The sequence below is a fragment of the Mycolicibacterium vulneris genome, assembly GCF_002104765.1.
In the GTDB taxonomy this organism is placed as follows: Bacteria; Actinomycetota; Actinomycetes; order Mycobacteriales; family Mycobacteriaceae; genus Mycobacterium; species Mycobacterium vulneris.
In genome coordinates this window covers 1-22,355 of the sequence record NZ_NCXM01000029.1, presented here as the reverse complement: position 1 = coordinate 22,355, position 22,355 = coordinate 1, and the positions used below count along the sequence as shown (strand labels likewise).

The 22,355-nt window shown below is 69.6% G+C and carries 20 protein-coding genes and 3 pseudogenes; 1 reads left to right on the top strand and 22 read right to left on the bottom strand.

The genetic code is table 11. From position 1 onward, the window contains the following. Window positions 1-86 precede the first annotated feature (86 nt). The 5 genes and pseudogenes from B8W69_RS23280 to B8W69_RS23270 form a co-directional block, all read right to left on the bottom strand. Window positions 87-918 (bottom strand): annotated as a pseudogene (locus tag B8W69_RS23280) (integrase core domain-containing protein); the annotation flags it as partial. A gap of 96 nt (window positions 919-1,014) precedes the next feature. Continuing rightward, the gene (locus B8W69_RS31595; RefSeq protein ID WP_245843348.1) at window positions 1,015-1,209 is read right to left on the bottom strand and encodes a hypothetical protein; all 195 of its coding nucleotides are present in this window, start codon (window positions 1,207-1,209) and stop codon (window positions 1,015-1,017) included. Further along, window positions 1,206-1,361: a hypothetical protein gene (locus tag B8W69_RS31590; protein ID WP_245843347.1), complete on the bottom strand. Its 156-nt coding sequence runs from the start codon at window positions 1,359-1,361 to the stop codon at window positions 1,206-1,208. Before B8W69_RS31590 ends, B8W69_RS31595 begins: the two co-directional genes overlap by 4 nt. Window positions 1,362-1,374: 13 nt before the next feature. Then, entirely contained in the window at window positions 1,375-1,602 is a 228-nt protein-coding gene (locus tag B8W69_RS30060) for a nucleotide-binding domain-containing protein (protein WP_110882034.1), read from the bottom strand. Between the two features lie 208 nt (window positions 1,603-1,810). Beyond that, window positions 1,811-2,029, bottom strand: coding sequence for a hypothetical protein (locus B8W69_RS23270; RefSeq protein ID WP_133058020.1), 219 nt, complete (start codon window positions 2,027-2,029; stop codon window positions 1,811-1,813). A gap of 112 nt (window positions 2,030-2,141) precedes the next feature. Here B8W69_RS23270 and B8W69_RS23265 point away from each other — a divergent pair. Beyond that, a pseudogene (locus tag B8W69_RS23265) lies at window positions 2,142-2,819 on the top strand (phosphoribosyltransferase); the annotation flags it as partial. 19 nt (window positions 2,820-2,838) lie between these two features. On the opposite strand, the gene B8W69_RS23260 reads toward B8W69_RS23265, so the two are convergent. The 17 genes and pseudogenes from B8W69_RS23260 to B8W69_RS23180 all read right to left on the bottom strand — a co-directional run. Then, on the bottom strand, window positions 2,839-3,174 hold the full coding sequence (locus B8W69_RS23260) for an SUR7/PalI family protein (protein WP_085292111.1): 336 nt from the start codon (window positions 3,172-3,174) through the stop codon (window positions 2,839-2,841). Between the two features lie 91 nt (window positions 3,175-3,265). Next, window positions 3,266-4,072 (bottom strand): DivIVA-like cell division protein Wag31, encoded by an 807-nt coding sequence (wag31, locus tag B8W69_RS23255; protein WP_085292110.1) that lies wholly within the window; start codon window positions 4,070-4,072, stop codon window positions 3,266-3,268. A 282-nt stretch (window positions 4,073-4,354) separates the two neighbouring features. Next, on the bottom strand, window positions 4,355-4,645 hold the full coding sequence (locus B8W69_RS23250) for a YggT family protein (RefSeq protein WP_007770770.1): 291 nt from the start codon (window positions 4,643-4,645) through the stop codon (window positions 4,355-4,357). Between the two features lie 153 nt (window positions 4,646-4,798). After that, a complete protein-coding gene (locus B8W69_RS23245) occupies window positions 4,799-5,443 on the bottom strand; it encodes a cell division protein SepF (RefSeq protein WP_085292109.1) in 645 nt (214 codons plus the stop codon). Window positions 5,444-5,509: 66 nt separating this feature from the next. Beyond that, entirely contained in the window at window positions 5,510-6,286 is a 777-nt protein-coding gene (locus B8W69_RS23240) for a YggS family pyridoxal phosphate-dependent enzyme (RefSeq protein WP_085292144.1), read from the bottom strand. 5 nt (window positions 6,287-6,291) lie between these two features. Further along, a complete protein-coding gene (gene pgeF, locus B8W69_RS23235) occupies window positions 6,292-6,999 on the bottom strand; it encodes a peptidoglycan editing factor PgeF (RefSeq protein WP_085292108.1) in 708 nt (235 codons plus the stop codon). A 79-nt stretch (window positions 7,000-7,078) separates the two neighbouring features. Beyond that, a complete protein-coding gene (gene ftsZ / locus B8W69_RS23230; protein ID WP_065030825.1) occupies window positions 7,079-8,239 on the bottom strand; it encodes a cell division protein FtsZ in 1,161 nt (386 codons plus the stop codon). Window positions 8,240-8,511: 272 nt separating this feature from the next. Beyond that, window positions 8,512-9,516 (bottom strand): cell division protein FtsQ/DivIB, encoded by a 1,005-nt coding sequence (locus B8W69_RS23225; protein ID WP_085292107.1) that lies wholly within the window; start codon window positions 9,514-9,516, stop codon window positions 8,512-8,514. After that, window positions 9,513-10,979 carry a UDP-N-acetylmuramate--L-alanine ligase gene (gene murC, locus B8W69_RS23220; RefSeq protein WP_085292143.1) on the bottom strand — a complete coding sequence of 489 codons (1,467 nt, stop codon included), beginning with the start codon at window positions 10,977-10,979 and terminating at the stop codon, window positions 9,513-9,515. The genes B8W69_RS23225 and murC overlap by 4 nt, the downstream gene beginning before the upstream one ends. Then, window positions 10,976-12,202, bottom strand: coding sequence for an undecaprenyldiphospho-muramoylpentapeptide beta-N-acetylglucosaminyltransferase (gene murG / locus B8W69_RS23215; RefSeq protein ID WP_085292106.1), 1,227 nt, complete (start codon window positions 12,200-12,202; stop codon window positions 10,976-10,978). Before murG ends, murC begins: the two co-directional genes overlap by 4 nt. Next, window positions 12,199-13,914 (bottom strand): putative lipid II flippase FtsW, encoded by a 1,716-nt coding sequence (ftsW, locus tag B8W69_RS23210; RefSeq protein WP_085292142.1) that lies wholly within the window; start codon window positions 13,912-13,914, stop codon window positions 12,199-12,201. Before ftsW ends, murG begins: the two co-directional genes overlap by 4 nt. Before the next feature lie 7 nt (window positions 13,915-13,921). Beyond that, a complete protein-coding gene (murD, locus tag B8W69_RS23205; RefSeq protein WP_085292105.1) occupies window positions 13,922-15,391 on the bottom strand; it encodes a UDP-N-acetylmuramoyl-L-alanine--D-glutamate ligase in 1,470 nt (489 codons plus the stop codon). Further along, on the bottom strand, window positions 15,391-16,470 hold the full coding sequence (gene mraY / locus B8W69_RS23200; protein ID WP_085292104.1) for a phospho-N-acetylmuramoyl-pentapeptide-transferase: 1,080 nt from the start codon (window positions 16,468-16,470) through the stop codon (window positions 15,391-15,393). The genes murD and mraY overlap by 1 nt, the downstream gene beginning before the upstream one ends. Next, window positions 16,467-18,035: a UDP-N-acetylmuramoyl-tripeptide--D-alanyl-D-alanine ligase gene (locus tag B8W69_RS23195; RefSeq protein WP_085292103.1), complete on the bottom strand. Its 1,569-nt coding sequence runs from the start codon at window positions 18,033-18,035 to the stop codon at window positions 16,467-16,469. The genes mraY and B8W69_RS23195 overlap by 4 nt, the downstream gene beginning before the upstream one ends. Then, complete coding sequence (locus B8W69_RS23190) at window positions 18,032-19,624, bottom strand: UDP-N-acetylmuramoyl-L-alanyl-D-glutamate--2,6-diaminopimelate ligase (protein WP_085292102.1); 1,593 nt, start codon at window positions 19,622-19,624, stop codon at window positions 18,032-18,034. The genes B8W69_RS23195 and B8W69_RS23190 overlap by 4 nt, the downstream gene beginning before the upstream one ends. A gap of 129 nt (window positions 19,625-19,753) precedes the next feature. Beyond that, a complete protein-coding gene (locus tag B8W69_RS23185) occupies window positions 19,754-21,829 on the bottom strand; it encodes a peptidoglycan D,D-transpeptidase FtsI family protein (RefSeq protein ID WP_085292101.1) in 2,076 nt (691 codons plus the stop codon). After that, window positions 21,826-22,355: pseudogene (locus tag B8W69_RS23180) on the bottom strand (hypothetical protein); the annotation flags it as partial. The pseudogene B8W69_RS23180 and the gene B8W69_RS23185, both read right to left, overlap by 4 nt.

The following is a 22,355-nucleotide window of genomic DNA, read 5'->3' as shown; positions in this document are numbered from 1 at the left end:
AGTCCGCAAACGCTTTTTTGCGTCAACAGCTTTGGCGTTGGCCTAAGCCACATCCCCGAGAACTATTCCGCAGCACGCGAGAACCTTCATCGGCGGGTACAGGTGGCAGCGTAGCGGGCCGGGTTTGGTAGCTCAGCGATGAGTGCCGGCGGTGGTCGTTGTAGTCGTGTCTCCAGTCACTGATGACGACGCGGGCCTGGGGCAGTGAACAGTGCTGTTGATGTTGAGGCATTCGTCGCGGATGCGGGAGTTGAACGATTCGATGTAGCCGTTACGCCAGGGCTCACCCGGCTGGATGAAGTGCAACCCGACCTGGCTGTCCACCTAGTCGGCCATTGCGCCGCAAGCTAATTCGGGACCGTTGTCGCAACGCAGCACCGTCGGGTAGGCGCCCGCGCTGGGCGGCCAACCGGTCCATTTCGTCGATGAAGTGATAGCCGGTGATACAGCGCTCGACCATCCCGCCCAGGCATTCGCGGGTGTGCTCTTCGATGATCGACACGATCTTGATCAGCCGCCCGTCGGTGGTGACGTCGAACTGGAAGTCCACCGCCACACCCGGTCGGGCGCATCAGGGGTCATGGTCGGCCGGGCCGTCGAGATGCCGGGACGTTTACGCTTGCGCCGCTGCGGCACCCGCAATCCCCTTCACGCCAAAGCCGTTGGATCTTCTTGTGATTGACGATCCACCCCTCGCCGCGGGCGTCATGGTAAGCGGGCCGGAAACCGCGGCGGGGATGCTTCCTGGCGTAAACACGTAGCCAGCCGGCTCTTGCCGATCCAGATGCCGTCCGGCGGGAGCGCGTCCTTCTCCAGCTCGGCATCGGCCAACAACCGCTTGAGGGCGGTGTTCTCGCGTCCGAGGGCCCTGGGACGCTTAGCGTCCTCCGCCTCCCCACGGTGGTGGTCGGCCGAAGAGGGTGCGGATGGTGCGCGCTGTGGCGGGGCCGGTGAGGCGGACGGTGGCCTTCGACTCCGGGGACCGCGGCGGTTTGGGCGCACCCTCTAGGCGAATCAGCACCGGCGATCGGAGGCCGTCAGGCTGACCCAGCCGGTCGTGTCCAGGCAGTTGATATTGGCCTCGTCCGGTTCACGCCGGAGCGGCAGGCTGACGTGCTCGCTGACGTACAGCAGAGGAGCGTCGCCGAAGGCGCCGGCCACGGTGCGCAACTGCCTTGTGAGGTCCTGCACCGGGCGGCGATTAGTCACAGCTTCACTTCGGCCAGGAAGTTGACGGCGGCGCGCTCGTCGGTGGTCAATGTCATCCGGAAATCGAAGGCGCGGTCCGGTTCGATGTCGGTCTCAACGCGCCAGGACGGGGGCAGTCGCGAGCGCAGGGGCTCGACCGCTGCGTTGCACACATCCGTTTCTCGATTAGGAATATTTCGCGCCATGACAAACGCGGCACTTTGCGAACCAATGCAGGACAACAGAGGCAACGGCCGCCGAGCCTAACCTCGTTGATTCGCCGTGCGTCTGGCTGTCCTCGTTAATAAGCTGACCCCGTATCGCGCTTGGCTTCCCTGCTACGTCACCGCGATTCAAGACCTTCCACTTGTCCTTGTACCGTTGCGGGACATCCCACTGGCGCTGGCCGTACATCGTGAAGGTGTACGCACGACAGGCGTTGAATCGCGGACCGCTGATCGAGTTCCGTTATGCCGCGACATAGGCCAACCGAACTCCAGATTTCAGCGGGTTCGTCTTCCCTGGTACAGACGCCGAGGGCACCTGACGCTGCCAAGACACCCGACCTTGCCGGCGCAGCCGCAGTCATTCGCCAACCGCCAGAAAGCTGCTGATCATCGACTCAACTCAAAGACCTGAATTCGTGTCGCCGCTTCGGTGGCGGGTAAACGCCCCTGGCGATCGTCGCCGACAACCACCCGATGGCCCACCCGCCGCACACCAGCAGGAACGTATGCCGGGAGGCGGCGTCGCCCGCCGTGGAAACCACCGCCAAAATGACCGCCCAGACGATCGCGCAGGCGATGCTGTAGGCCGTGTAGGTGCCGTAACGCCGTCTCATCTCGCGGATCCTCCCGGTCGTGCTGACACTGCAGCCAACCCGAACTTTGCCACCGCGCTCGGCCTGACGCACGTAGCCTGGAGAGAAGTCCATCAGCCGGGAGCGGTAACGAATGAACTCATCGAGTGGCTTTGTCCGGCGGACCCCACCGAAGACGTTCGTCGACCGGCGCGAGGCCGGACGCGCGCTGGCGCAGCAGCTGGCGGCCTATAGCGGCCGGGACGACGTGCTGGTGTTCGGTCTGGCACGCGGCGGTGTGCCGGTGGCCTGGGAGATCGCCGCCGCACTCAGGGCGCCGCTCGACGTCTTCCTGGTGCGCAAGCTCGGGGTACCACGGTGGTCGGAGCTGGCGATGGGCGCACTGGCCAGCGGCGGCGGCCTGGTGATGAACGAGGACGTGGTGGCCAGCCTGCGCATCAGCGACGAGCAGGTGCGCGAGGTGATCGACAGCGAGACGGCCGAGTTGCTCCGGCGCGAGCACGCCTACCGGGGCGGTCGCCCGATCGCCGACGTGCGCGACCGGATCGTCATCCTGGCCGACGACGGAATCGCAACGGGCGCAAGCATGCTCGCCGCCGTGCGTGCCATCCGGGCCGCCGGGCCGAAATCGATCGTGGTCGCCGTTCCGGTTGGGCCGGAGTCGACCTGCCGCGAGCTGGCGCAGGAGGCCGACGATGTGGTGTGCGCGACCATGCCGCCCGGGTTCGAGGCAGTCGGGCAGGTCTACGACGATTTCCATCAGATCAGTGACGACGAGGTCCGCGAGCTGCTCACCACGCCGACCGGCTGAGGCCTGAACGGGCGAAGAATTACTTGGCGGGCTCGTCGCCGCGGCCCTCGGCCACGACCTTGGACTCCTCGGTCGGCGTGGTTTCCCCCGTCGTCGCGGGTTCGCCCTCACCGGGGACTTCCTCGGGGTAGTCGACGTAGTCGCCCTCGTCGGTCTGGGCCTCATCGGCAACCTGGGCCTCGTCGCCGCCCAGGTCACGCCGCTGGCGTTCGCGCAACGCATCCAGGATCAACAGCACCACGCCCACCACGCTGGCGGCGATGCAGACCCAGGCCACCAGCTCGTTGCTGGTGACGACCGCGAACACCAACGCGACGAGCCCGATCAGGGCCAATACCAGCGCAATGATGAGCATCAGTCATCCTCCAAGCGACGAGCGGGACCGCGGTTTCAAGTCCTAGTGTGCCAACCCCGAAGCTCGGCGAGCGACCGGCACGCCCGAAATGCTAGTTGTTGCCCCGGTTGAACTGGTCGAAGCTGCCGGCGTCCGCGCTGGAGTCCACGGGTGCCGCGGATCCGCGCTGCCCGAGTTCCTCCAGCTGAGACTCCAGGTAAGTCTTGAGCCGGGTGCGGTATTCGCGCTCGAACGTACGGAGCTGCTCGAGGCGGCCTTCCAGAACGGTGCGCTGCTGGTTGATGGTGCCCATGATCTCGGAGTGCTTGCGTTCGGCGTCGGCCTGCAGGGCGTCGGCCTTCTCCTGGGCCTGCCGCAGCTGGGCCTCGGAGCGGGTCTGCGCATCCGCGAGCATTGCGTCGGCGCGCTGCCGGGCCTCGGTGACCGTGGTCTCGGCGGTGCTGCGGGCCTCGCTGAGGATCTGGTCGGCGTTGGCGCGGGCGTCGGCCAGCATCTTTTCCGACTCGGTCTTGGCCGTGGTGGTCAGGCGGTCGGCGGTGTCCTGCGCCAGCGTCAGCACCCGAGCGGCCTTCATGGCCTGTTCCTCGTTGCTGGCCGCCGCGGCAGGGGCTGCACCCGGCGCCGGCTTGACCGCTTCCGGTTCGGGGACGGGCTCGCGCACAGGAATGGCCTGGGTGGGCGCGGCGGCGGCCGGAGCGGCCGAGCCACCACCGGAGGCGAGCTCGTGGTCCAGCTCCTCGATCCGCTGACGCAGATCGCTGTTCTCTTCGATGAGCCGGGTCAGCTCGGCTTCCACCAGATCGAGGAAGGCATCCACCTCGTCTTCGTTGTAGCCCCGCTTGCCGATCGGTGGCTTACTGAACGCCACATTGTGGACGTCGGCTGGTGTAAGCGGCATTGTTTCGTCCCCTCAAGTTCCTGTCGAACGTTCTGGAAAGTGTAGAACGCAGTGGTAGCCGTAGTGCAACTGCCGTCCATCCTGTCACACCAGGCGCGACGGTTGCTGATTAGCCCAATAAATAAGAGCCAATTTCAAACAGTGAGGCCAATAAAATCCGAAACCTGAGAAATTTTAAATCGGCGGAACCAAACCGACGCTAAAACGTGGCCGAACCGTCTCCGGGCCGGAATGGGTCGACGCTGACGGGCCTGCCGGCGGGACACGCGCGGGCCATGGAGGCTAAGCCGCGGCGCCGAACGCCAGCTGCATGCCGATGAACGCGACGAGCAGCAGCACCATGATCGAGAGGTCGAATCGGACCGCCCCGATGGTGAGTTGCGGGATCAGCCTGCGGAGCAGTTTCACCGGTGGATCGGTGATCGACAGGATGATCTCCAGCACCACCACGGTGATGCCGGTGGGATGCCAGTCCCGGCTGAACGAGCGGATGAACTCGACGACGACCCGAGCGATGAGCAGCAGCCAGAAAATGAATAGCGCAAACCCAAGGATCTGAAAGAACAACACCAACTGAAGTGCCCCGACCTTACCTCTAAGATGCTCAGCGATGCCAAGCGCCGCGGACCAGCGCGGCGCCTGCCAGCGTACCGACTCCGGGTAAGAGGCCTTATCTCACGTCGCCCCGGGGCCGGCCGACCGCCGGGAAGCGGGCGGCGGGCGCGTCTATTGGTAAGCGTAGAAACCGGTTTCGGCGATGCGGCGACGCTCCTCCGGGGAAACGTCCACGTCGGCGGGCGACAGCAGGAACACCTTGGTCGCGACCTTGTCGAAGGAGCCGCGCAGCGCGAAGGCCAGGCCGGCCGCGAAGTCGACGAGCCGCTTGGCGTCGGCGTTGTCCATCGACACCAGGTCCATGATGACCGGGGTGCCGTCGCGGAAACGCTCGCCGATGGTGCGGGCCTCGCTGTAGTCCTTGGGCCGCAGCGTGGTGATCTTCGACAGCGGGTGGCCCTCTTCGAACATCATCGCCATCCGGCGCGGGTCCATCGCCAGAGCTCCGCGGGTGGAGTTGCGCAACCACGAGCCGAAGCGCGGGCCGCCGCGCTCGCCGCGGTCGAACTCGCGGGGGTGGACGGCACCGTAACGGGGCTCGTCGCCGTAGCCGCCGCGGTAGCCGGCGGGCGGCGCGTAGTCGGCGGGCTCGCGGCGCGGGTCGTCGTAGTCGTCTTGCTCGTAGCGACCGTATCCGTCGTCAAATCGCGGGCGCGGAAAACCACGGGACGGCGCGTGGTCGTCGTAATACTCGTCCTCGTAGTCGTCCATTGGGGCCATACCGAAATAGGCCTTGACTTTGTGCAGTGTGCTCATTGCGTTGACCCTTCTAGCCCCTGGGAGTTCTGGTGTTAGTGATAAAGCTGTTACTGCAGTGACTACTTACGGTGACGGTAACCGCCGTGGACCCATTAACGCGGTACCGACACGCACACATGTCGAACCGTGTTTGACGGCAATTTCGAAGTCGTTGGACATGCCGGCGGACAGCCCGACGGCGTTGCGATGCGACTCGAGAACCCGGCGATGCTCAGATCGGAGCCGGTCAAAGGCCTCATCGGGGTCCGAGTCCAGCGGCGGAATCCCCATCAGCCCGATCAGGTCCAGGTTCTTGGAGTCCTCGACCTGATCGCACACCTGGTCGACGGCCCCCGGCCGGGATATATCGACGCCGCCGCGCGACTCGTCGCCGTCGAGGCTGACCTGAACGTAGATCCGCATCGGGGCGGTGCGGCGGCCGTCGTTCAGCGCCGCCGCAACGCCCTTGTCGAGCGCGGACACCAGGTGCGCGCTGTCGACGGAGTGCGCGGTGTGCGCCCAGCGCGCTACCGATCGGGCCTTATTCCGCTGGATATGACCGACCATGTGCCAGCGCGGATTTGCCACATCCGCGCGTCCGGATGCCGCCAGCAATCGGGTGACTTCGGCCACTTTCGCCGTCGCTTCCTGATCCCGCGATTCGCCGATCACGCGACAACCCAATCGGGACAAAGTCACAACATCGGTTGCTGGGAAGTATTTGGTAATCGGCAGAACTTCGATTTCGCCGACATTGCGGCCCGCCGCTTCCGCCGCCGCCGCAAGGCGAGAGCGCACAGACGCCAATGCGTGCGTCAATTCCGATTCGCGGTCTCCCCCGGCGGGTACCTGTACCGCCATCGCGGTCACTCCATCCAGATCAGTGAGGCCAGCCGACCGGTCGGCGCATCCCGGCGGTGACTGAACAGCGCAGCGTCGTCCACCGTGCACCGCGGATCGATGTCGATTGCCGTCACACCCAAATCCGTTAGCTGACAGGCGATTCCGGCCCGCAGATCGAGTCCGGGAGTTCCGGCGGCGGTGGTGGTCCGGCTGCCCGGCAGTGCCGCCTCGACCTCGTCGGCCATGGCCGCGGGCACTTCGTAATTGCGGCCGCTGACCGCCGGGCCCAACAACACCGAAATGTCTTCGGCCCGGGCGCCGAGCTCCAGCATCTTCTCGATCGTGCGGGCTACCACCCCGCGCTGGGCGCCGACCCGGCCGGCGTGCACCGCCGCGGCCACGCCGGCGCGCGCGTCGGCCATCAGCACCGGGACGCAGTCGGCGGTGACCACCGCCAGGGCGAGGCGCGCGGTTCGGGTGACCAGCGCGTCGGTGTCGTCAACCGCGGTGTCGCGCGCCCCGTCGACCACCTCCACCCGAACACCGTGGACCTGGTTCATCCACACCACGCGGCCGGCGCGCAGGCCGACGGTGGCGGCCAGCCGGGCACGGTTCTCGGCGACCGCCGCCGGGTCGTCCCCGACGTGGTCGCCCAGGTTGAAGGTGTCGAACGGCGGCTTCGAGACACCACCGGCGCGGGTGGTGGTCACCCGCCGAATGCGAACGCTCACGTGACCAGTATCCGGATTTCGCTGTCGGCCAGGCGGCCCCGACGGCAGCGGTCGGGGGTCCAGGGTCACGGGCATGTTCTCAGCGACGCATGAACGGCGGCACGTCGACGTCATCGTCATCGCCGCCAATATTCAAGGTCGAGCCGTTGGTGTGAACCGGCACGCTCACCGCGTCGACCGGTTCGAACAACGTCGAGGTGAGCTTGCCCGCCTTCGCCGACTCGATCCGGTGCGCACCGCCGGTCTTCTCTTCTTTATCGGCACTGCCGCCGATCACGGGTTTGCGGCCGGCGCCCGCGGCGTCGAAGCCCGCCGCGATGACGGTGACGCGCACCTCGTCGCCCAGCGAGTCGTCGATCACGGTGCCGAAGATGATGTTGGCGTCCTGGTGGGCGGCGTCCTGCACCAGCGAGGCCGCCTCGTTGATCTCGAACAAGCCCAGGTCGCTGCCACCGGCGATCGACATCAGCACGCCGTGGGCGCCTTCCATCGAGGCTTCCAACAGCGGCGAGTTGATGGCGATCTCGGCGGCCTTGAGCGAGCGGCCCTCGCCGCGGGCCGAACCGATACCCATCAGTGCCGTACCCGCGCCGGACATGATGCCCTTGACGTCGGCGAAGTCAACGTTGATCAGACCCGGGGTGGTGATCAGGTCCGTAATGCCCTGCACACCGTTGAGCAGCACCTCGTCGGCGCTGCGGAAGGCGTCCATCAGCGATACCGCGGCGTCGCCCATCTGCAGCAGCCGGTCGTTCGGGATCACGATCAGGGTGTCGCAGCTCTCGCGCAGCGCCGAAATGCCGCTCTCGGCCTGGTTGCCGCGCCGCTTGCCCTCGAACGAGAACGGCCGCGTGACCACGCCGACGGTCAGCGCTCCCAGCTTGCGAGCGATGCTGGCGACGACGGGCGCCCCGCCGGTGCCGGTTCCGCCGCCCTCGCCGGCGGTGACGAACACCATGTCCGCGCCGCGGAGCAGCTCTTCGATCTCGTCCTTGGCGTCCTCGGCGGCCTTGCGGCCGACCTCCGGGTCCGCCCCGGCCCCCAGGCCGCGCGTGGACTCGCGCCCCACGTCGAGTTTGACGTCGGCATCACTCATCAACAGCGCCTGCGCGTCGGTGTTGATCGCGATGAACTCCACGCCTTTGAGGCCTTGTTCGATCATCCGGTTGACGGCGTTGACGCCGCCGCCACCGATACCCACGACCTTGATGACGGCCAGGTAGTTATGCGGGGGGGTCATCATTCGTCTTCCTCCCTGATGGGCTTGGCTCAGCTCTCCCGGCGGTGGGCTCCTCCGGACGTTCGCGGGCCTACCTGGCAAACCCTCAACCTCAACCATAGAGTTAGAGTTATGTCAAGTAGTTCCGCGCAACCAGAACGGTATGGGTACGGCGCGCCCTAACCCCGCAGGCGCGCCGACACGCGTCCCGCAAATTTTGGGCAATTTTCCCGCATCGGGCGGCATGCGCGCTGTTCGACGGCGCATCGCCCGGCGCGGCGTGATGAAGATCGCTACTTGACCGTCGGCAGGTCCGGGCTGGACACGTCGTAGGTCTTGCCGGGCTGGGTCAGCAGCGCGGCCAGCTTCTCGGCCTTCTCGTCGCTGCGGTCGGTGGTCCCCCAGATCACCACCCGGCCGTCGCCCAGCGTGAGGGTGATCGAGGCCACCGAGGGGGCGGCGATGCGGCCGACCTGGCCCTCGACCTCGGGACGCAGCGCGGTCAGCACCTGCAGGGCGGCCTTGGTCGCCGGGTCGTTCGGCCCGGGATCGGCGACGTCGAGGTACGGCAGCGCCGGCGGCGGCGCCCCCGTCGCGAAGTCCACGCCGTCGCGGTCGAAGAGATGCGGGCCGTCGGGAAAGTCCTTGACCGCCACCGGAATTCGCTCGACGATGGTGATGCGCAGCGCCGACGGATACTGGCGCTGCACCCGCGCGCTGGCCACTCGCCGGATCGCCGCCACCCGGTCGGCGACCTGGTTGGTGTTGATCTGCAGCAGTGGCGTTCCGATCCGCACCCGCGCCGCGTCCAGGACCTCTTCCCGGGTCACCACCCCGGTGCCTACGACGACGATGTTGCGGGCCGACATCGCGGGGGTGAAATAGAGGATCAGGGCCAGCCCGATGCCGACGATCACCAGCAGGACCGTCACCAGCAGCATCTTCAGGCCCCGAACCACGCCCCGCGCAACGGGTTTGGGCTCGTTGGCCAGCCGTCCGCTGGCGCGGCGCTTCGCCTCGCGGCGGGCCTCTTCGATGGCAGTGGCGCGGGCCTGTGCGGCGCGGCGCTCGGCCCGCTCCCGGCGGGCGCGCCGGCGGGGCCCCTCGACCTCGGCCTGGTCGGCCCCCTGCCCGTCGCCCGCGTCGGCCCCCGGCCGGGCCCCGCCCGTTCCGGTGGCGAGCGGTTCGGTGACCGCGTTGTCGTTAGCGCCGCCGTCGTCGTCAGCATCGCCGGCGGGCCGACCCTCCGCCGGATCGCCGACCGCACTGGCCGGGACGGGGTCGTCCGGCTCCGTCATCGCAACGCCCCGGGGGCGCTGCGATTGGCGCGCACCCGCAGCGCCGTGACGATCTCGGGCCCCAACAGGGTCACGTCGCCGGCTCCCATCGTGACAATGACGTCACCGGGCCCGGCGGCGGCGGCCACCTGCTCGGCGGCCGCGGCGAAGTGTGGGAGATAGCGCACCGGCACGCTGACGTGCTCGGCGACGCTGGCCCCGCTGACACCGGCCAGCGGTTGTTCGCGGGCGCCGTAGACGTCGAGAACGAAGACCTCGTCCGCCGCGTCCAGGGCCTGCCCGAACTCCTCGGCGAAAGCCTTTGTCCGCGAATACAAATGGGGCTGGAACACCGCGATGCTGCGGCCGTCACCGCTCTGCTCGAGCAGGGTGCGGACCGCCGCCAGCGTGGCGACGATCTCCGTGGGGTGGTGGGCGTAGTCGTCGAACACCCGCACCGAGAACGCGCTGCCGACCAGTTCGAACCGGCGGCGCACGCCCTCGAAGCCGGCCAGGCCGTCCAGCACCGCATCGATCGGCGCGCCGATCTCGAGCGCCGCCAGCAGCGCCCCCATCGCGTTGAGCGCCATATGACGGCCGGGCACCGACAACCGCATCACCCGCGGGTGCTGCTCCGGGTCCAGTTCGGGGGCCAGCTGGATCTGCGCGACGGCCTCGGTGCCCTGCTGCTGCCACGACAACAACGTCGCGGCCAGTTCGTCGCCGGCGCGCGCGGACCCGTACCGCAGCACCCTGATGCCCAGCTCGGCCGTGCGCCGTGCCAGCGCCTCGGCCCCCGGGTCGTCGACGCACACCACCAGCGCCCCGCCGGGCGCCAGCCGCTCCACGAACGCGTCGAACACCGCGACATAGGCATCCGCGCTGCCGTAGAAATCCAGGTGATCGGTCTCGATGTTGGTGACCACGGCGACGTTCGGCGTGTACTCCAGCAGCGAGCCGTCGCTTTCGTCGGCCTCCGCGACGAAGCAGTCGCCGCTGCCGTGGTGGGCGTTGGTGCCGGCCTCGCCCATCTCGCCGCCGACCGCGAACGATGGGTCGCGCCCGCAATGCTGCAGCGCGACGATCAGCATCGACGTCGTCGTCGTCTTGCCGTGCGTGCCGGTGACCATCAGCGTGGTGCGGCCGTCCATCAGCTTGGCCAGCACGGCGGGCCGCAGGATCACCGGAATGCCGCGCCGCCGGGCCTCGACGAGCTCGGGATTGGTCTTCGGGATTGCCGCATGCGTGGTGATGACCGCGGTGGCACCGCCGGGCAACAGATCCAGCGAGGACGCGTCGTGCCCGATGTTGATTAGCGCGCCCCGGGCCCGCAGGGCGTGAATGCCGCGGGACTCCTTGGCATCCGAGCCGGACACCAGGCCGCCGCGGTCGAGCAGGATGCGGGCGATGCCCGACATCCCGGCTCCCCCGATGCCGACCATGTGCACCCGCTGCAGCTCGGGCGGCAGCTGCTCGGTGTTCACGAGGTTTCCCTGGTCCACCGGGCACTCGGGCGGCCGAGCTGCGCCTTCCTGGCGATGTCCAGTGCCGCCTGGGCGACCTGGCGCGCCGCGTCGGGATGCCCGACCCGCGCGGCGGCGGTGGTCATGGCCGCCAGCCGCGGCGGATCGCCCACCAGCCCCGCCACTTCCCGGGCCACCAGCTCCGGCGTCAGGTCGGCGTCGGCGACGATCATGCCGCCACCGGCGTTGACCACCGGCAGCGCATTGAGCCGCTGCTCCCCGTTGCCGATCGGCAGCGGCACGTAGATGGCCGGCAGGCCCACCGCCGACACCTCGGCGACCGTCATCGCACCGGACCGGCAGATCACCAGGTCGGCGGCCGAATAGGCCAGGTCCATCCGGTCGAGGTAGGGCACCGCCACGTACGGCGGGTCGCCGGGCTGGGGCTCTGGCAGGTCGAGCGTGTTCTTGGGGCCGTGCGCGTGCAGGACGGCCACGCCGGCGGCTGCCAGCCCGGCGGCCGCCCCGGAGACGGCCCGGTTCAGCGAGGCCGCGCCCTGCGAGCCCCCGAACACCAGCAACACCCGGGCGTCGTCGGCGAAACCGAAGAAGCGGCGCGCCTCATCACGCAGCGCCGCGCGGTCCAGCGAGGTGATGGTCGCGCGCACCGGCACCCCGACCACCTCGGCTCGGGGCAGCCCGCAGTCGGCCACCGCGGACAGCACCCGCTCGGCCGTGCGGGCACCCACCCGGTTGGCCAGCCCGGCGCTGGCATTGGCCTCGTGAATCACCACCGGCACCCGCGGCTTGCGCGGCGAGACCCCGCGGGCGGCCAGGTAGGCCGGCAGCGCCACGTACCCGCCGAAACCGATCACCACGTCGGCGTCGACCGCCCTGAGCACGGCACGGGTTTCCCGGACCGCCCGCCACACCCGCGAGGGCAGGCGGGCCAGGTCACCGCTGGGTTTGCGCGGCAGCGGCACCGGCGTGATCAGCTCGAGGTCATAGCCGCGCTCGGGCACCAGCCGGGTCTCCAGCCCCCGGGCAGTGCCCAGCGCGGTGATCCTGACCTGCGGGTCGAGGGCGCTCAGCGCGTCGGCGACGGCCATTGCCGGCTCGACGTGACCGGCGGTTCCCCCGCCGGCGAGCACGACCGACACCGGCTTAAAAGACGACAACGCGGCACCGGCGGGCGAAGGGTTTACCCCCCGCCCGCCGGTCGGCTTGTTGACCGTGTCATTCACCCGTAACGCTGACCTTCCAGTGCGCGAGCGCGTCGTGGCTGACGCTGGCCGGCCGCGTGGCTGACGCGGCGCTGGCCAGATCCATGATGCCTCGCCCGTGATCGAGCGGTACCCCCAGTCTGGCGAGCGGGCCGCCCGCCCGTACGCGATAGGGCCGGCCGCAGCGGTGCTTCGGCCTTCTGGGAGGCCTTCTGGGAGGCCTTCTGGGGGGCCTGGCGGGCGGCCTTGCGCCCGGGCTTGCCGGCGCCCTTGCGCGGCGGCTCGGCCGACTTCGGGCGGGCACGCTTGCGATCGCGGAACGCCTCCAGGCGCGTCGGCGAATAGGGCTCGGGCAGCGGCAGCCGCAGTATCCGGTTGACCTTGTCGTCGCGGCCGGCCCGCAACGCGGCCACCGCCTCGGGTTCGTGACGAGCCGCGTTGGCCATGATGCCGATCATGAAAAGCGTTGCGGCGGTCGATGTTCCACCGGCGGAAATGAGCGGCAGCTGAATACCGGTGACCGGGAGGATGCCGATGACGTAGCCGATGTTGATGAAGGCCTGGCCCAGCACCCACATGGTCGTGGTGGCGGTCAGCAGCCGCAGGAACGGGTCGGCCGAGCGGCGGGCGATCCGCATCCCGGTGTAGGCGAACAGCCCGAACAGCACCAGCAGCGCGAAGGCACCGATGAATCCGAGCTCCTCGCCGATGATCGCGAAGATGAAGTCGTTGTGGGCGTTGGGCAGGTAGTTCCATTTGGCCACGCCCTGGCCCAGGCCGTCGCCGAAGATACCGCCGTGCGCAAGCGCGAATTTGGCCTGCCGGGCCTGGTAGCCGGTGTCCTGCGGGTCGTTCTCGGGGTTGATCCAGGACCGCACCCGGTCCGACCGGTAGCCCGCCGACATGGCCAGGACCGCGCCGGCGACGAAGACGGCCAGCAACGAGGTGACGAACACGCGCAGCGGCAGGCCCGCGTACCACAGCAGGGCCAGCAGGATGATGCCCAGCGACACCGTCTGCCCGAGGTCGGGCTGCGCCACGATCAGCGCCAGCGCGATCACCGCCGCCGGCACCAGCGGAATCAGCAGTTCGCGCAGGCTCGCCCGCTCCAGGCGACGGGCGGCCAGCATGTGCGCGCCCCAGATGGCGAAGGCGATCTTGGCCAACTCGGAGGGCTGCATGGAGAAGCCCGCGACCACGAACCATTTACGAGATCCGTTGGCCAGGTTGCCGATACCCGGTACGAGCACCAGCACCAGCAGGATGACCGTGACGACGTAGCCGGTGAACGCGACGCGGCGGATGAACCGCACCGACATCCGCAGCGAGGCGTAGCAGGCGATGAGCCCGATCACGGTCCACAGCACCTGCTTGCCGAAGATCACCCAGGCGGATCCGTCGGCGTCGTAGGACCGCACGCCGGATGCCGAGAGCACCATGATCAGCCCGAGAATGGTCAGCAGCCCGGCCACGGCGATGATCAGGTGAAACGACGTCATGGGCCGGCCCAGCCAGGCGCCGAACCGGCTGTGCGAACCGCCCTCGTCGGCGGCGGCCTTGTCCTTCTTGGCCTTTCGTGGCTTGTCTGCCTTGTTGGCCTTGGCTTCCGGCTCGGCCTTGGCTTCCGCGGTGTCGTCCGTGGCGTCGGCGTCCTCGGCCGGCCCAGGCTCGGCCGTGGCGGTTTCGGTAGTGTCTTTCCCCCGGCCCAGCAACCGGGCCAGTGCGTTACCCACGCCCGCCCTACCGGAGCGCCGCGCGCACGGCGGCCGCGAACGCGTCGCCACGGTCGGCGTAACCCGCGAATTGGTCAAACGATGCGCCCGCAGGTGCCAACAGGACGGTGTCACCGGGCTGCGCCACAGTACGCGCCGCGGCCACCGCCGCGCTCATCACCGCCGACCCCAAATCGTCACCCGTTTGTTTCACTTCTGTCACATCTGCCCCAGAAACCACAGCAGTCGCATCCATACCAGCATCCTCGCCTGTCACAACCTGCAGGACGGGGACATCCGGCGCGTGTCGCGATAACGCCTCTGCAACCTCTTGCCGATCTCGGCCGATGAGCACCGCCCCGACCAGCCGCGACGCCATCCTGGCGACCTCGGCATCGACCGACGCGCCCTTCAGCAGGCCGCCGGCGATCCAGACGACGCGGGGGTAGGCCAGCACGGACGCCTCGGCGGCGTGCGGGTTGGTGGCCTTGGAGTCGTCGACGTAGGTGATGCCGTCGGCGACGGCCACGACTTCGGCCCGGTGCCGACCCACCCGGAAGGAGGCGATCGCGGCCGCGATCGCTTCGGCCGGCACATCGACGCAGCGCGCCAGCGCCGCGGCGGCCAGGGCGTCGAGCACCCCGACCGGGCCCGGCACCGGGATGGACTCGACCGGCAACAGGGCCAGATCGTCGGCGAAGGCACGGTCAACCAGGCGGCCGTCGCGCACGCCCAGCTCCCCCGCCGCCGGTTCGCCCAGCCGGAAGCCGACCCGCACCGGCGCCCGGGCGGTGTCCAGCAGCGCCGCCGCCCGGGCATCGTCCAGGCCCACCACCGCCACCCGGCCATCGAGCACCCGCGCCTTCGCCGCGGCGTAGGCGGCCAGGCTGCCATGCCAGTCCAGGTGGTCTTCGGCGATGTTGAGCACCGCACCGGCCTCCGGTTGCAGCGAAGGCGCCCAATGCAATTGGAAGCTGGACAGCTCGACGGCCAGCAGCTCGGCGGGCTGCTCCAGGACGTCGAGCACCGGGTCACCGATGTTGCCGCACAGCAGGCTGCGCCGGCCGCCGGCGGTGAGCATGGCGTGCAGCATCGACGTGGTGGTCGTCTTGCCGTTGGTCCCGGTCACCACCAGCCAGCGCCGCGGCGGCCCGTAGTGGCCGGCGGCGTCGAGCCGCCAGGCCAGCTCCACGTCACCCCAGATCGGCACCCCGGCCGCCGCCGCGGCAACCAGCAGCGGCGTCGTCGGCGCGAAGCCGGGACTGGTGACCACCAGCGCGTACCGGGAGATCTCGTCGGTGGCCGTCGAGGTGGACGCGGTCGCCACCCCCGCGTCGGCGTAGCCGCGCAGCCTGGCCGGATCGTCGTCGCACAGCGTCGGTGCCGCGCCGAATCTCGTCAGCGCCGCAAGCACCGCCTTGCCCGTCACCCCGCCGCCGGCCACCAGCACCGGCGCACCGGGCGCCAGGGGTTCCAGCGGGGCCTCAAGACCGCTCATCAGGCACCTATCGCGCCCAGCCACTCACCGTAGAAAAGGGCCACGCCCAGCCCGCAGGCGATCGCGGTGAGCAGCCAGAAGCGGATGATGACCGTGGTCTCGGCCCAGCCGGCCAGTTCGAAGTGGTGATGAAAGGGCGCCATCCGGAACACCCGGCGCCCGGTGGTGCGAAAAGTCAAGATCTGCAACACAACCGAGCTGACCTCGGCGACGAACAGCGAGCCCAGCACGACGGCGAGGATCTCGGTGCGGCTGGTGACCGAGAGGCCCGCAATGATGCCGCCCAAGGCCAGGGACCCGGTGTCGCCCATGAAGATCTTGGCGGGCGCGGCGTTCCACCATAAAAAGCCGATGCAGGCGCCGGCGGTGGCGGCCGCGACCAGCGCCAGGTCCAGCGGATCGCGCACGTTGTAGCAGCCCAGCCCGGGCGCGGTGACGCACGCGTTGCGGTACTGCCAGAACGTGATCAACACGTAGGCGGCGGTGACCATCGCCATGCTCCCGGCGGCCAGCCCGTCCAGTCCGTCGGTGAAGTTGACCGCGTTGGACCAGGCGCTGACGACGACCACACAGAACAATACGAACAGGCCCGGAGCCAGCGTGACGGTGGCGATCTCTCGCACGTAGGACAGGTCCGCGCTGGCCGGTGTCAGGCCGTTGTTGTTGTGGAACTGCAGCGCCAGCACGCCGAAGATCACCGCGGCGGCGACCTGCCCGATCGTCTTGGCAGTCTTGTTCAAGCCGAGGTTGCGCGACCTGCGGATCTTGATGATGTCGTCGAGGAATCCGACGCCGCCGAGCACCGTCGCCAGGCCCAGCACCAACAGACCCGAGACGGTGACGCCCTCGCCGTCGAAGGCCATCCCGGCCAGGTGCGTGCCCAGGTAACCCGCCCAGATGCCGGCCAGGATGGCCACGCCGCCCATCGACGGCGTGCCGCGTTTGGCGTGGTGGGTCGGCGGGCCGTCCTCGCGGGTGTGGTGGCCGAAGCCCTGCCGGGTGAACAGCCGAATCAGCGCCGGGGTCAGCAGGATCGACACGGTCAGTGCGACGGCGACGGCGATCAGGATCTGCCTCATCCGCGCGTCCCGCCCGCAGAGCCTGCTGAGTTTTCGGCGGCGAGCGCGTCGGCCAGCGCGCCGAGTCCGGCGGAGTTCGACGCCTTGACCAGCACGACGTCGCCCGGTCGCACCTCGGCCCGCAGTAGAGCCAGCGCGGCATCGCTGTCGGCGACGTTGACGGCCCCCTTATCGGCTGCGCCCCAGGCACCCTCCATGACCGCTCCGTGGTGCATGGCGCTCATCGACCTCCCACTTCCCACGACAACGAGTCGAGACACATCTAAGCGCACGGCCAGCCGGCCGATGCGATCGTGCTCGGCTATGGCGTCCTCACCCAGCTCAGCCATCTCGCCGAGCACCGCCCAGCTCCTGCGCTTTTCGGCTGGGCTTTGGCCGCCGCCCGCGCCCCCGCCGTGGGCGATCCAGGCCAGCGCCTGCAACCCGGCCCGCATCGAATCGGGGTTGGCGTTGTAGGCATCGTCGATCACGGTAACCCCGTCGGCGCGGGTGGTGACCTGCATGCGGTGGCGCGACACCGGCCGCGTGCCGGCGAGTGCGGCGGCCACCTGTTCGAGTCCGGCGCCGCATTCCAGCGCAACCGCGGCCGCGCACAGCGCGTTGCCCACCTGGTGATCGCCGTAGACGCCGAGTTGCACCTGCACCTGCGTCACCCCGGACGCCTCGCGCCGGTGCAGGGTGAACCGCGGCCTGGCCAGCTCGTCGAGCGACACCGGCCCGGCCCACAGTTCGCTGGGGCCCGCGTTGGTGCGCTCGGCGCGGCCGACCCGGACCACCCGGGCCGCGGTCACGTTCGCCATGGCCGCCACGGCCGGATCGTCGGCGTTGAGGATCACCACCCCGGACGCCGGGACGGATTGCGGCAGTTCGGATTTCGTCTGGGCGATGGCTTCGCGTGAGCCGAATTCGCCGAGGTGCGCGGTGCCGACGTTCAGCACCACCCCGATGGACGGTGTGGCGATGTCGGCCAGCGCGGCGATGTTGCCGGGATGCCGGGCCGACATCTCGAGGACCAAGTAGTCGGTGTCGGCGGTCGCGCGCAGCACCGTCCACGGATGCCCCAGCTCGTTGTTGAACGACCCGGGCGGGGCCACCACCTCGCCCAGGGGCGCCAGGACCGCTGCCACCAGGTCCTTGGTCGACGTCTTTCCCGACGATCCGGTGATGCCGACGATGGTCAGGCCGCCGGCCACCAGTTCGGCGGCCACCGCCTGGGCCAGCTTGGCCAGCGCGGCCAGCACCGCCGCCCCCGAGCCGTCCGGGTCGTGCTCGAGCACCCCGGCCCGCGATCCCGAAGCCCCCTCGGGTGTGACGACGATGGCGGGAACCCCGACCGGCCGCGCGGCCAGCACCACGACCGCGCCGGCCGCCACGGCCGAGGCCGCGTGGTCGTGGCCGTCGCTGCGCGCCCCCGGCAGCGCCAGGAATAGCCCGCCGGGTTTGACGGCGCGCGAGTCGAATTCGACGGTTCCGGTGACGCGCAGTTCCGCGGCGTCGCGCGGCGAGATGTCGGACAAAGTGCCGCCGACGATCTCGGCGATCTGCGCGATGGTCAGGTCGATCATGCGCGATCCTCCAACGCCTGCGCCAACTCGACGCGGTCGTCGAACGGGCGGACCACGTCGCCGGTGCGCTGCCCGGTTTCGTGGCCCTTGCCGGCGATCAGCACCACGTCACCGGCGCCCGCCCAGGCGACGGCGTGCCTGATCGCATCACGCCGGTCAGCCACCTCGACAACCTCTGCCGCGCAACCACTTTCGGTCGCACCCGCCAGGATTTCGCGGCGAATCGACGCCGGGTCCTCACCGCGCGGATTGTCGTCGGTGACGACGACCAGGTCGGCCAGCTCGGCGGCCGTCGCGCCCATCGGCCCCCGCTTGCCCGGATCACGCTCGCCGCCGGCGCCGAAGACCACCGCCACGCGGCGGCCCGGACGAGCCAGCGTGGTCAGCACCGCGCGCAAGGCGCCCGGCTTGTGGGCGTAGTCGACCAGCGCCAGGAAGTCCTGCCCGGCGTCGATCTTTTCCATGCGTCCCGGCACGCGGGTCTGCCGCAGTCCCGGCGCCGCCCGCTCCGGCGACACCCCCACCGCATCCAGAAGGGCCAGCGCCAGAAGGCAATTGGCGACGTTGTAGTGCCCGGGCAGCGGAACCCCGACCTGATGCTTCGCTCCGGCGGGGTCGATGACGGTGAACTGTTGTCCCCCGGCGCCCATCGGGGCCACGTCGACGGCGCGCCAATTCGCGGGCCGGCCCTCGGCGCTGACGGTGATCGCGTCGCCGGCCCGAGCCGCCATCGCCCGCCCGGCCTCGTCGTCGATGCACACCACCACGCGGCGCGCCCGCAGCGGCGAATTCGGGTCGAACAGCAGGGCTTTTGTGTCGAAGTAGTCTTCCATGGTCGGGTGAAAGTCGAGGTGATCGCGGGACAGGTTGGTGAAACCGCCGACCGCGAAGCCGGTTCCGTCCACCCGACCCAACGCCAGCGCGTGGCTGGAGACCTCCATCACGACGGTGTCCACGCCCTGTTCGGCCATCGCCGCCAGCATCGCCTGCAGTGCGGGGGCCTCGGGAGTGGTGAGCGCGCTGGGGATGTCGGCGCCGTCGATGCGAATGCCGATGGTGCCGATCAGCCCGGCTCTGCGGCCGGCGGCGCGCAGACCGGACTCGACCATATAAGTGGTGGTGGTCTTGCCGGAGGTGCCGGTGACGCCGATGACGGCCACCCGCTCGGACGGGCGCCCGTACACCGTGGCGGCCAGGGCGCCGAGCACGCCGCGGGGGTCCGGGTGCACCAGCGTCGGCACGGTTGGGGCGCCGGCCGCGGTCATCTCGGCGACACCGGCGGGATCGGTAAGCACGGCGGCCGCGCCGCGTTCGATCGCGTCGGCGCCATAGCGGGCCCCGTGGGTCGTCAGGCCGGGCAGCGCGGCGAACAGGTCACCGGGCCGCACGTCCTGGGCGCGCAGCGTCACGCCGGTGATCGTCACGTCGGACACGACGCCGCCCTGGCCTGGGGAGTCGGCCGGCACCGCGCCGATCTGGTCGGCCAGGGCGGGCAGCCGCGCGCCCGCCGCGGCGCTGGGGCGTAACCCGGTGGGCACCGGCACGGTCACACCTCCCTCCGACGCCGCGTGATCCTCATGATCGGCCATGACACCCTACCTAGCCGCAACCGGGCGGGAGGCGAACCGCGCGCCGACGGGGCCGCCGGGCGGCTCCACGGAGGTCCCCGGCCCCGGCCGTCTGGCAGCGACCCGCTGCGACCGTGCTGGCGATCGCCGCTAGGTGGCCTGCAGCGTCAGGGGCGGGCCGGGGTCGGGCGACAGCGGTACATTCTCGCGCTGCATGAGCCAGCCGGCGATGTTGTGGAACAGCGGAGCCGCCGAGTGTCCGGGCGTGCCGTCGGCGTTGCGCTCCGGATTGTCCATCATGATGCCGATGACGTACCGGGGGTTGTCGACGGTGGCCATCCCGGCGAACGTGATCCAATAGACGTTGTCGAAGTAGCAGCCGCAGGCCGGGTTGATCTGCTGCGCGGTACCAGTCTTGCCGGCCATCTGGTAGCCCGTGACCGCGCCGGCCGAGCCGGTGCCCTGCTGGTATCCCATCGGGTCCTTCTGCACAACGGCACGCAGCATGTTGCGCACGGTCTGCGCCGTCTGCGGCGAGACCACCCGCACGCCGTCCGGGCGCGGCTCCTCGGTACGGGTGCCGTCGGGGGCGATGGTGGCCTTGATGATCCGCGGCGGTATCCGCAGGCCGTCGTTGGCGATCGCCTGGTACATGCCCGTCATCTGCAGCAGCGTCATCGAAAGACCCTGGCCGATGGGCAGGTTCGAGAAGGTGCTGCCCGACCACTGGTCGATCGGCGGCACCAGCCCGGCGCTCTCACCCGGCAGGCCCACGTTAGTGCGTTGCCCCAGACCGAATTTGCGGACCATGTCGTAGAAGCGCTCCGGGCCGACGCGCTGGGCGAGCATCAAAGTGCCGACGTTGGAGGACTTTCCGAACACGCCGGTGGTGGTGTAGGGCATCACGCCGTGATCCCACGCGTCGTGGATGGACACCCCGCCCATCTGGATCGTGCCGGGGACCTGCAACACCTCATCGGGATTGGACAGGCCGTACTCGATGACCGACGACGCGGTGATCACCTTGTTCACCGAGCCGGGCTCGAACGGCGAGGACACCGCCAGGTTGCCCAGCTGTTTGTCGCCCTGCCGACCGATGTCCTGGGAGGGGTCGAAGGTGTTGTCGTTGGCCATGGCCAGCACCTCGCCGGTCTTCGCGTCGAGCACGACGGCCGAAACATTGTGCGCGCCAGACACATTCTTTGCCTGCTGAACCTGCTGCTGCACGTAGAACTGGATGTCGTCGTCGAGGGTCAGCTGGACCATCGAGCCGTTGACCGCCCGATGCCGGTTGCGGTAGCTGCCGGGGATGACCACACCGTCGGATCCGCGGTCATAGGTGACCGCACCGTCGGTGCCCGACAGCACCGAGTCCATGGCCTCCTCCAGCCCCAGCAGGCCGTGACCGTCCCAGTCGATGCCGCCGACGATGTTGGCCGCCAGCGATCCACCCGGATACTGGCGCAGGTCCTGGCGTTCGGAACCGACCTCGGGATACTTGTCCGAGATCGCGCTGGCGACAGCGGGATCCACGGCGCGCGCCAGGTAGACGAAGTTGTCGTCGGTTTGCAGCTTCTTCAAGACGGTCGCCGAGTCGGGCTTGTTGCCCAGGCGGCTGGAGACCTCCTTGGCGATATCGCGCAACCGCTGCTGCGGATCCGGGGCGGTCGAGTTCTTGGCCTTGGCTTCCTCCAGCTGCTTGCGGATCCGTTTCGGCTGAAACGTCAACGCACGCGACTCGATGGTGAAGGCAAGCTGGTCTTTGCGGCGGTCGATGATGCTGCCGCGCACCGCCTTTTCCACATCGGTGACCTTGAGCTGGCCGGCGGCCTGGGCGCGCAGCGACGGGGCGCTGGTCACCTGCAGGACGAACAGCTGGGAGGCGGCCACCAGCATGAGCACCAGGATGACCACGTTGCCGGCGCGGTGCCGGAAGACGAATGACCCACCGCGGCTGGTCAACTCCACGACCTGGCGGGTGCGACGCTCCCGCGCCGAGTGCCCGGCCGTCACCGACACGGACCGCTGTGCCGCCCCGACGCCCTTGGCCTGCTTGGCCTTCCGGAATCGCTTCGGCTCCTTCACTTCTCGGCCGACGTCGGCTTGCTGCGGTTTCGGGCGATGCTTGGGTTGCCGTACGCCCTTGCCCGCCAGATCCTTACGAGGACCACGTGTCGGCCGTGCCGACTGTGACCGGCGTGCCCGCGGGGATTCTCCGCGGCTCACCTGGGCGCACCTGGCGGCGCGCCGAGCGCCGGCCCGGGCAGGCCGTTAGCCGGCGCGGCGGGGGCCATCGGTTGGGCCGGCGTCGCCGGGCGGCCCAGCTGCAGCGGGACCGGAATCTCGGCGGGCAACGGCGCCGGCATCTGGCCGGGAGCAGGAATCGGCAACCCGCCTAAGGGAATCGGCACCTCGGCCGGCACTGGAGGGGTCGCCGGTCCGGCCGGCATGGGCAGTCCCGGCGTCGGCAATCCCGGCAGCACACCGGGTGCGCGCCCGGTGACCGGGCCGGCGGGCGTACCGGGCAACGCGCCGGTGGCCGGAACAGCGGGCATGCCGGGCAATGCACCCGTCGCCGGTCCGCCTGGCATGCCGGGCAGCGTACCCGGCACCGGCACGCCGGGTGCGGCAGGCGCGCCGGGCACCGGCGGGACCGCCGGCGGCAGGTGCTGACCGCCCACCGTCGACGCGCCGTCGGGCGCGCGCAGCAGCGCTTCGGGCCCGGACCTGGCCGGGGCGGGGCCGCCGGGGG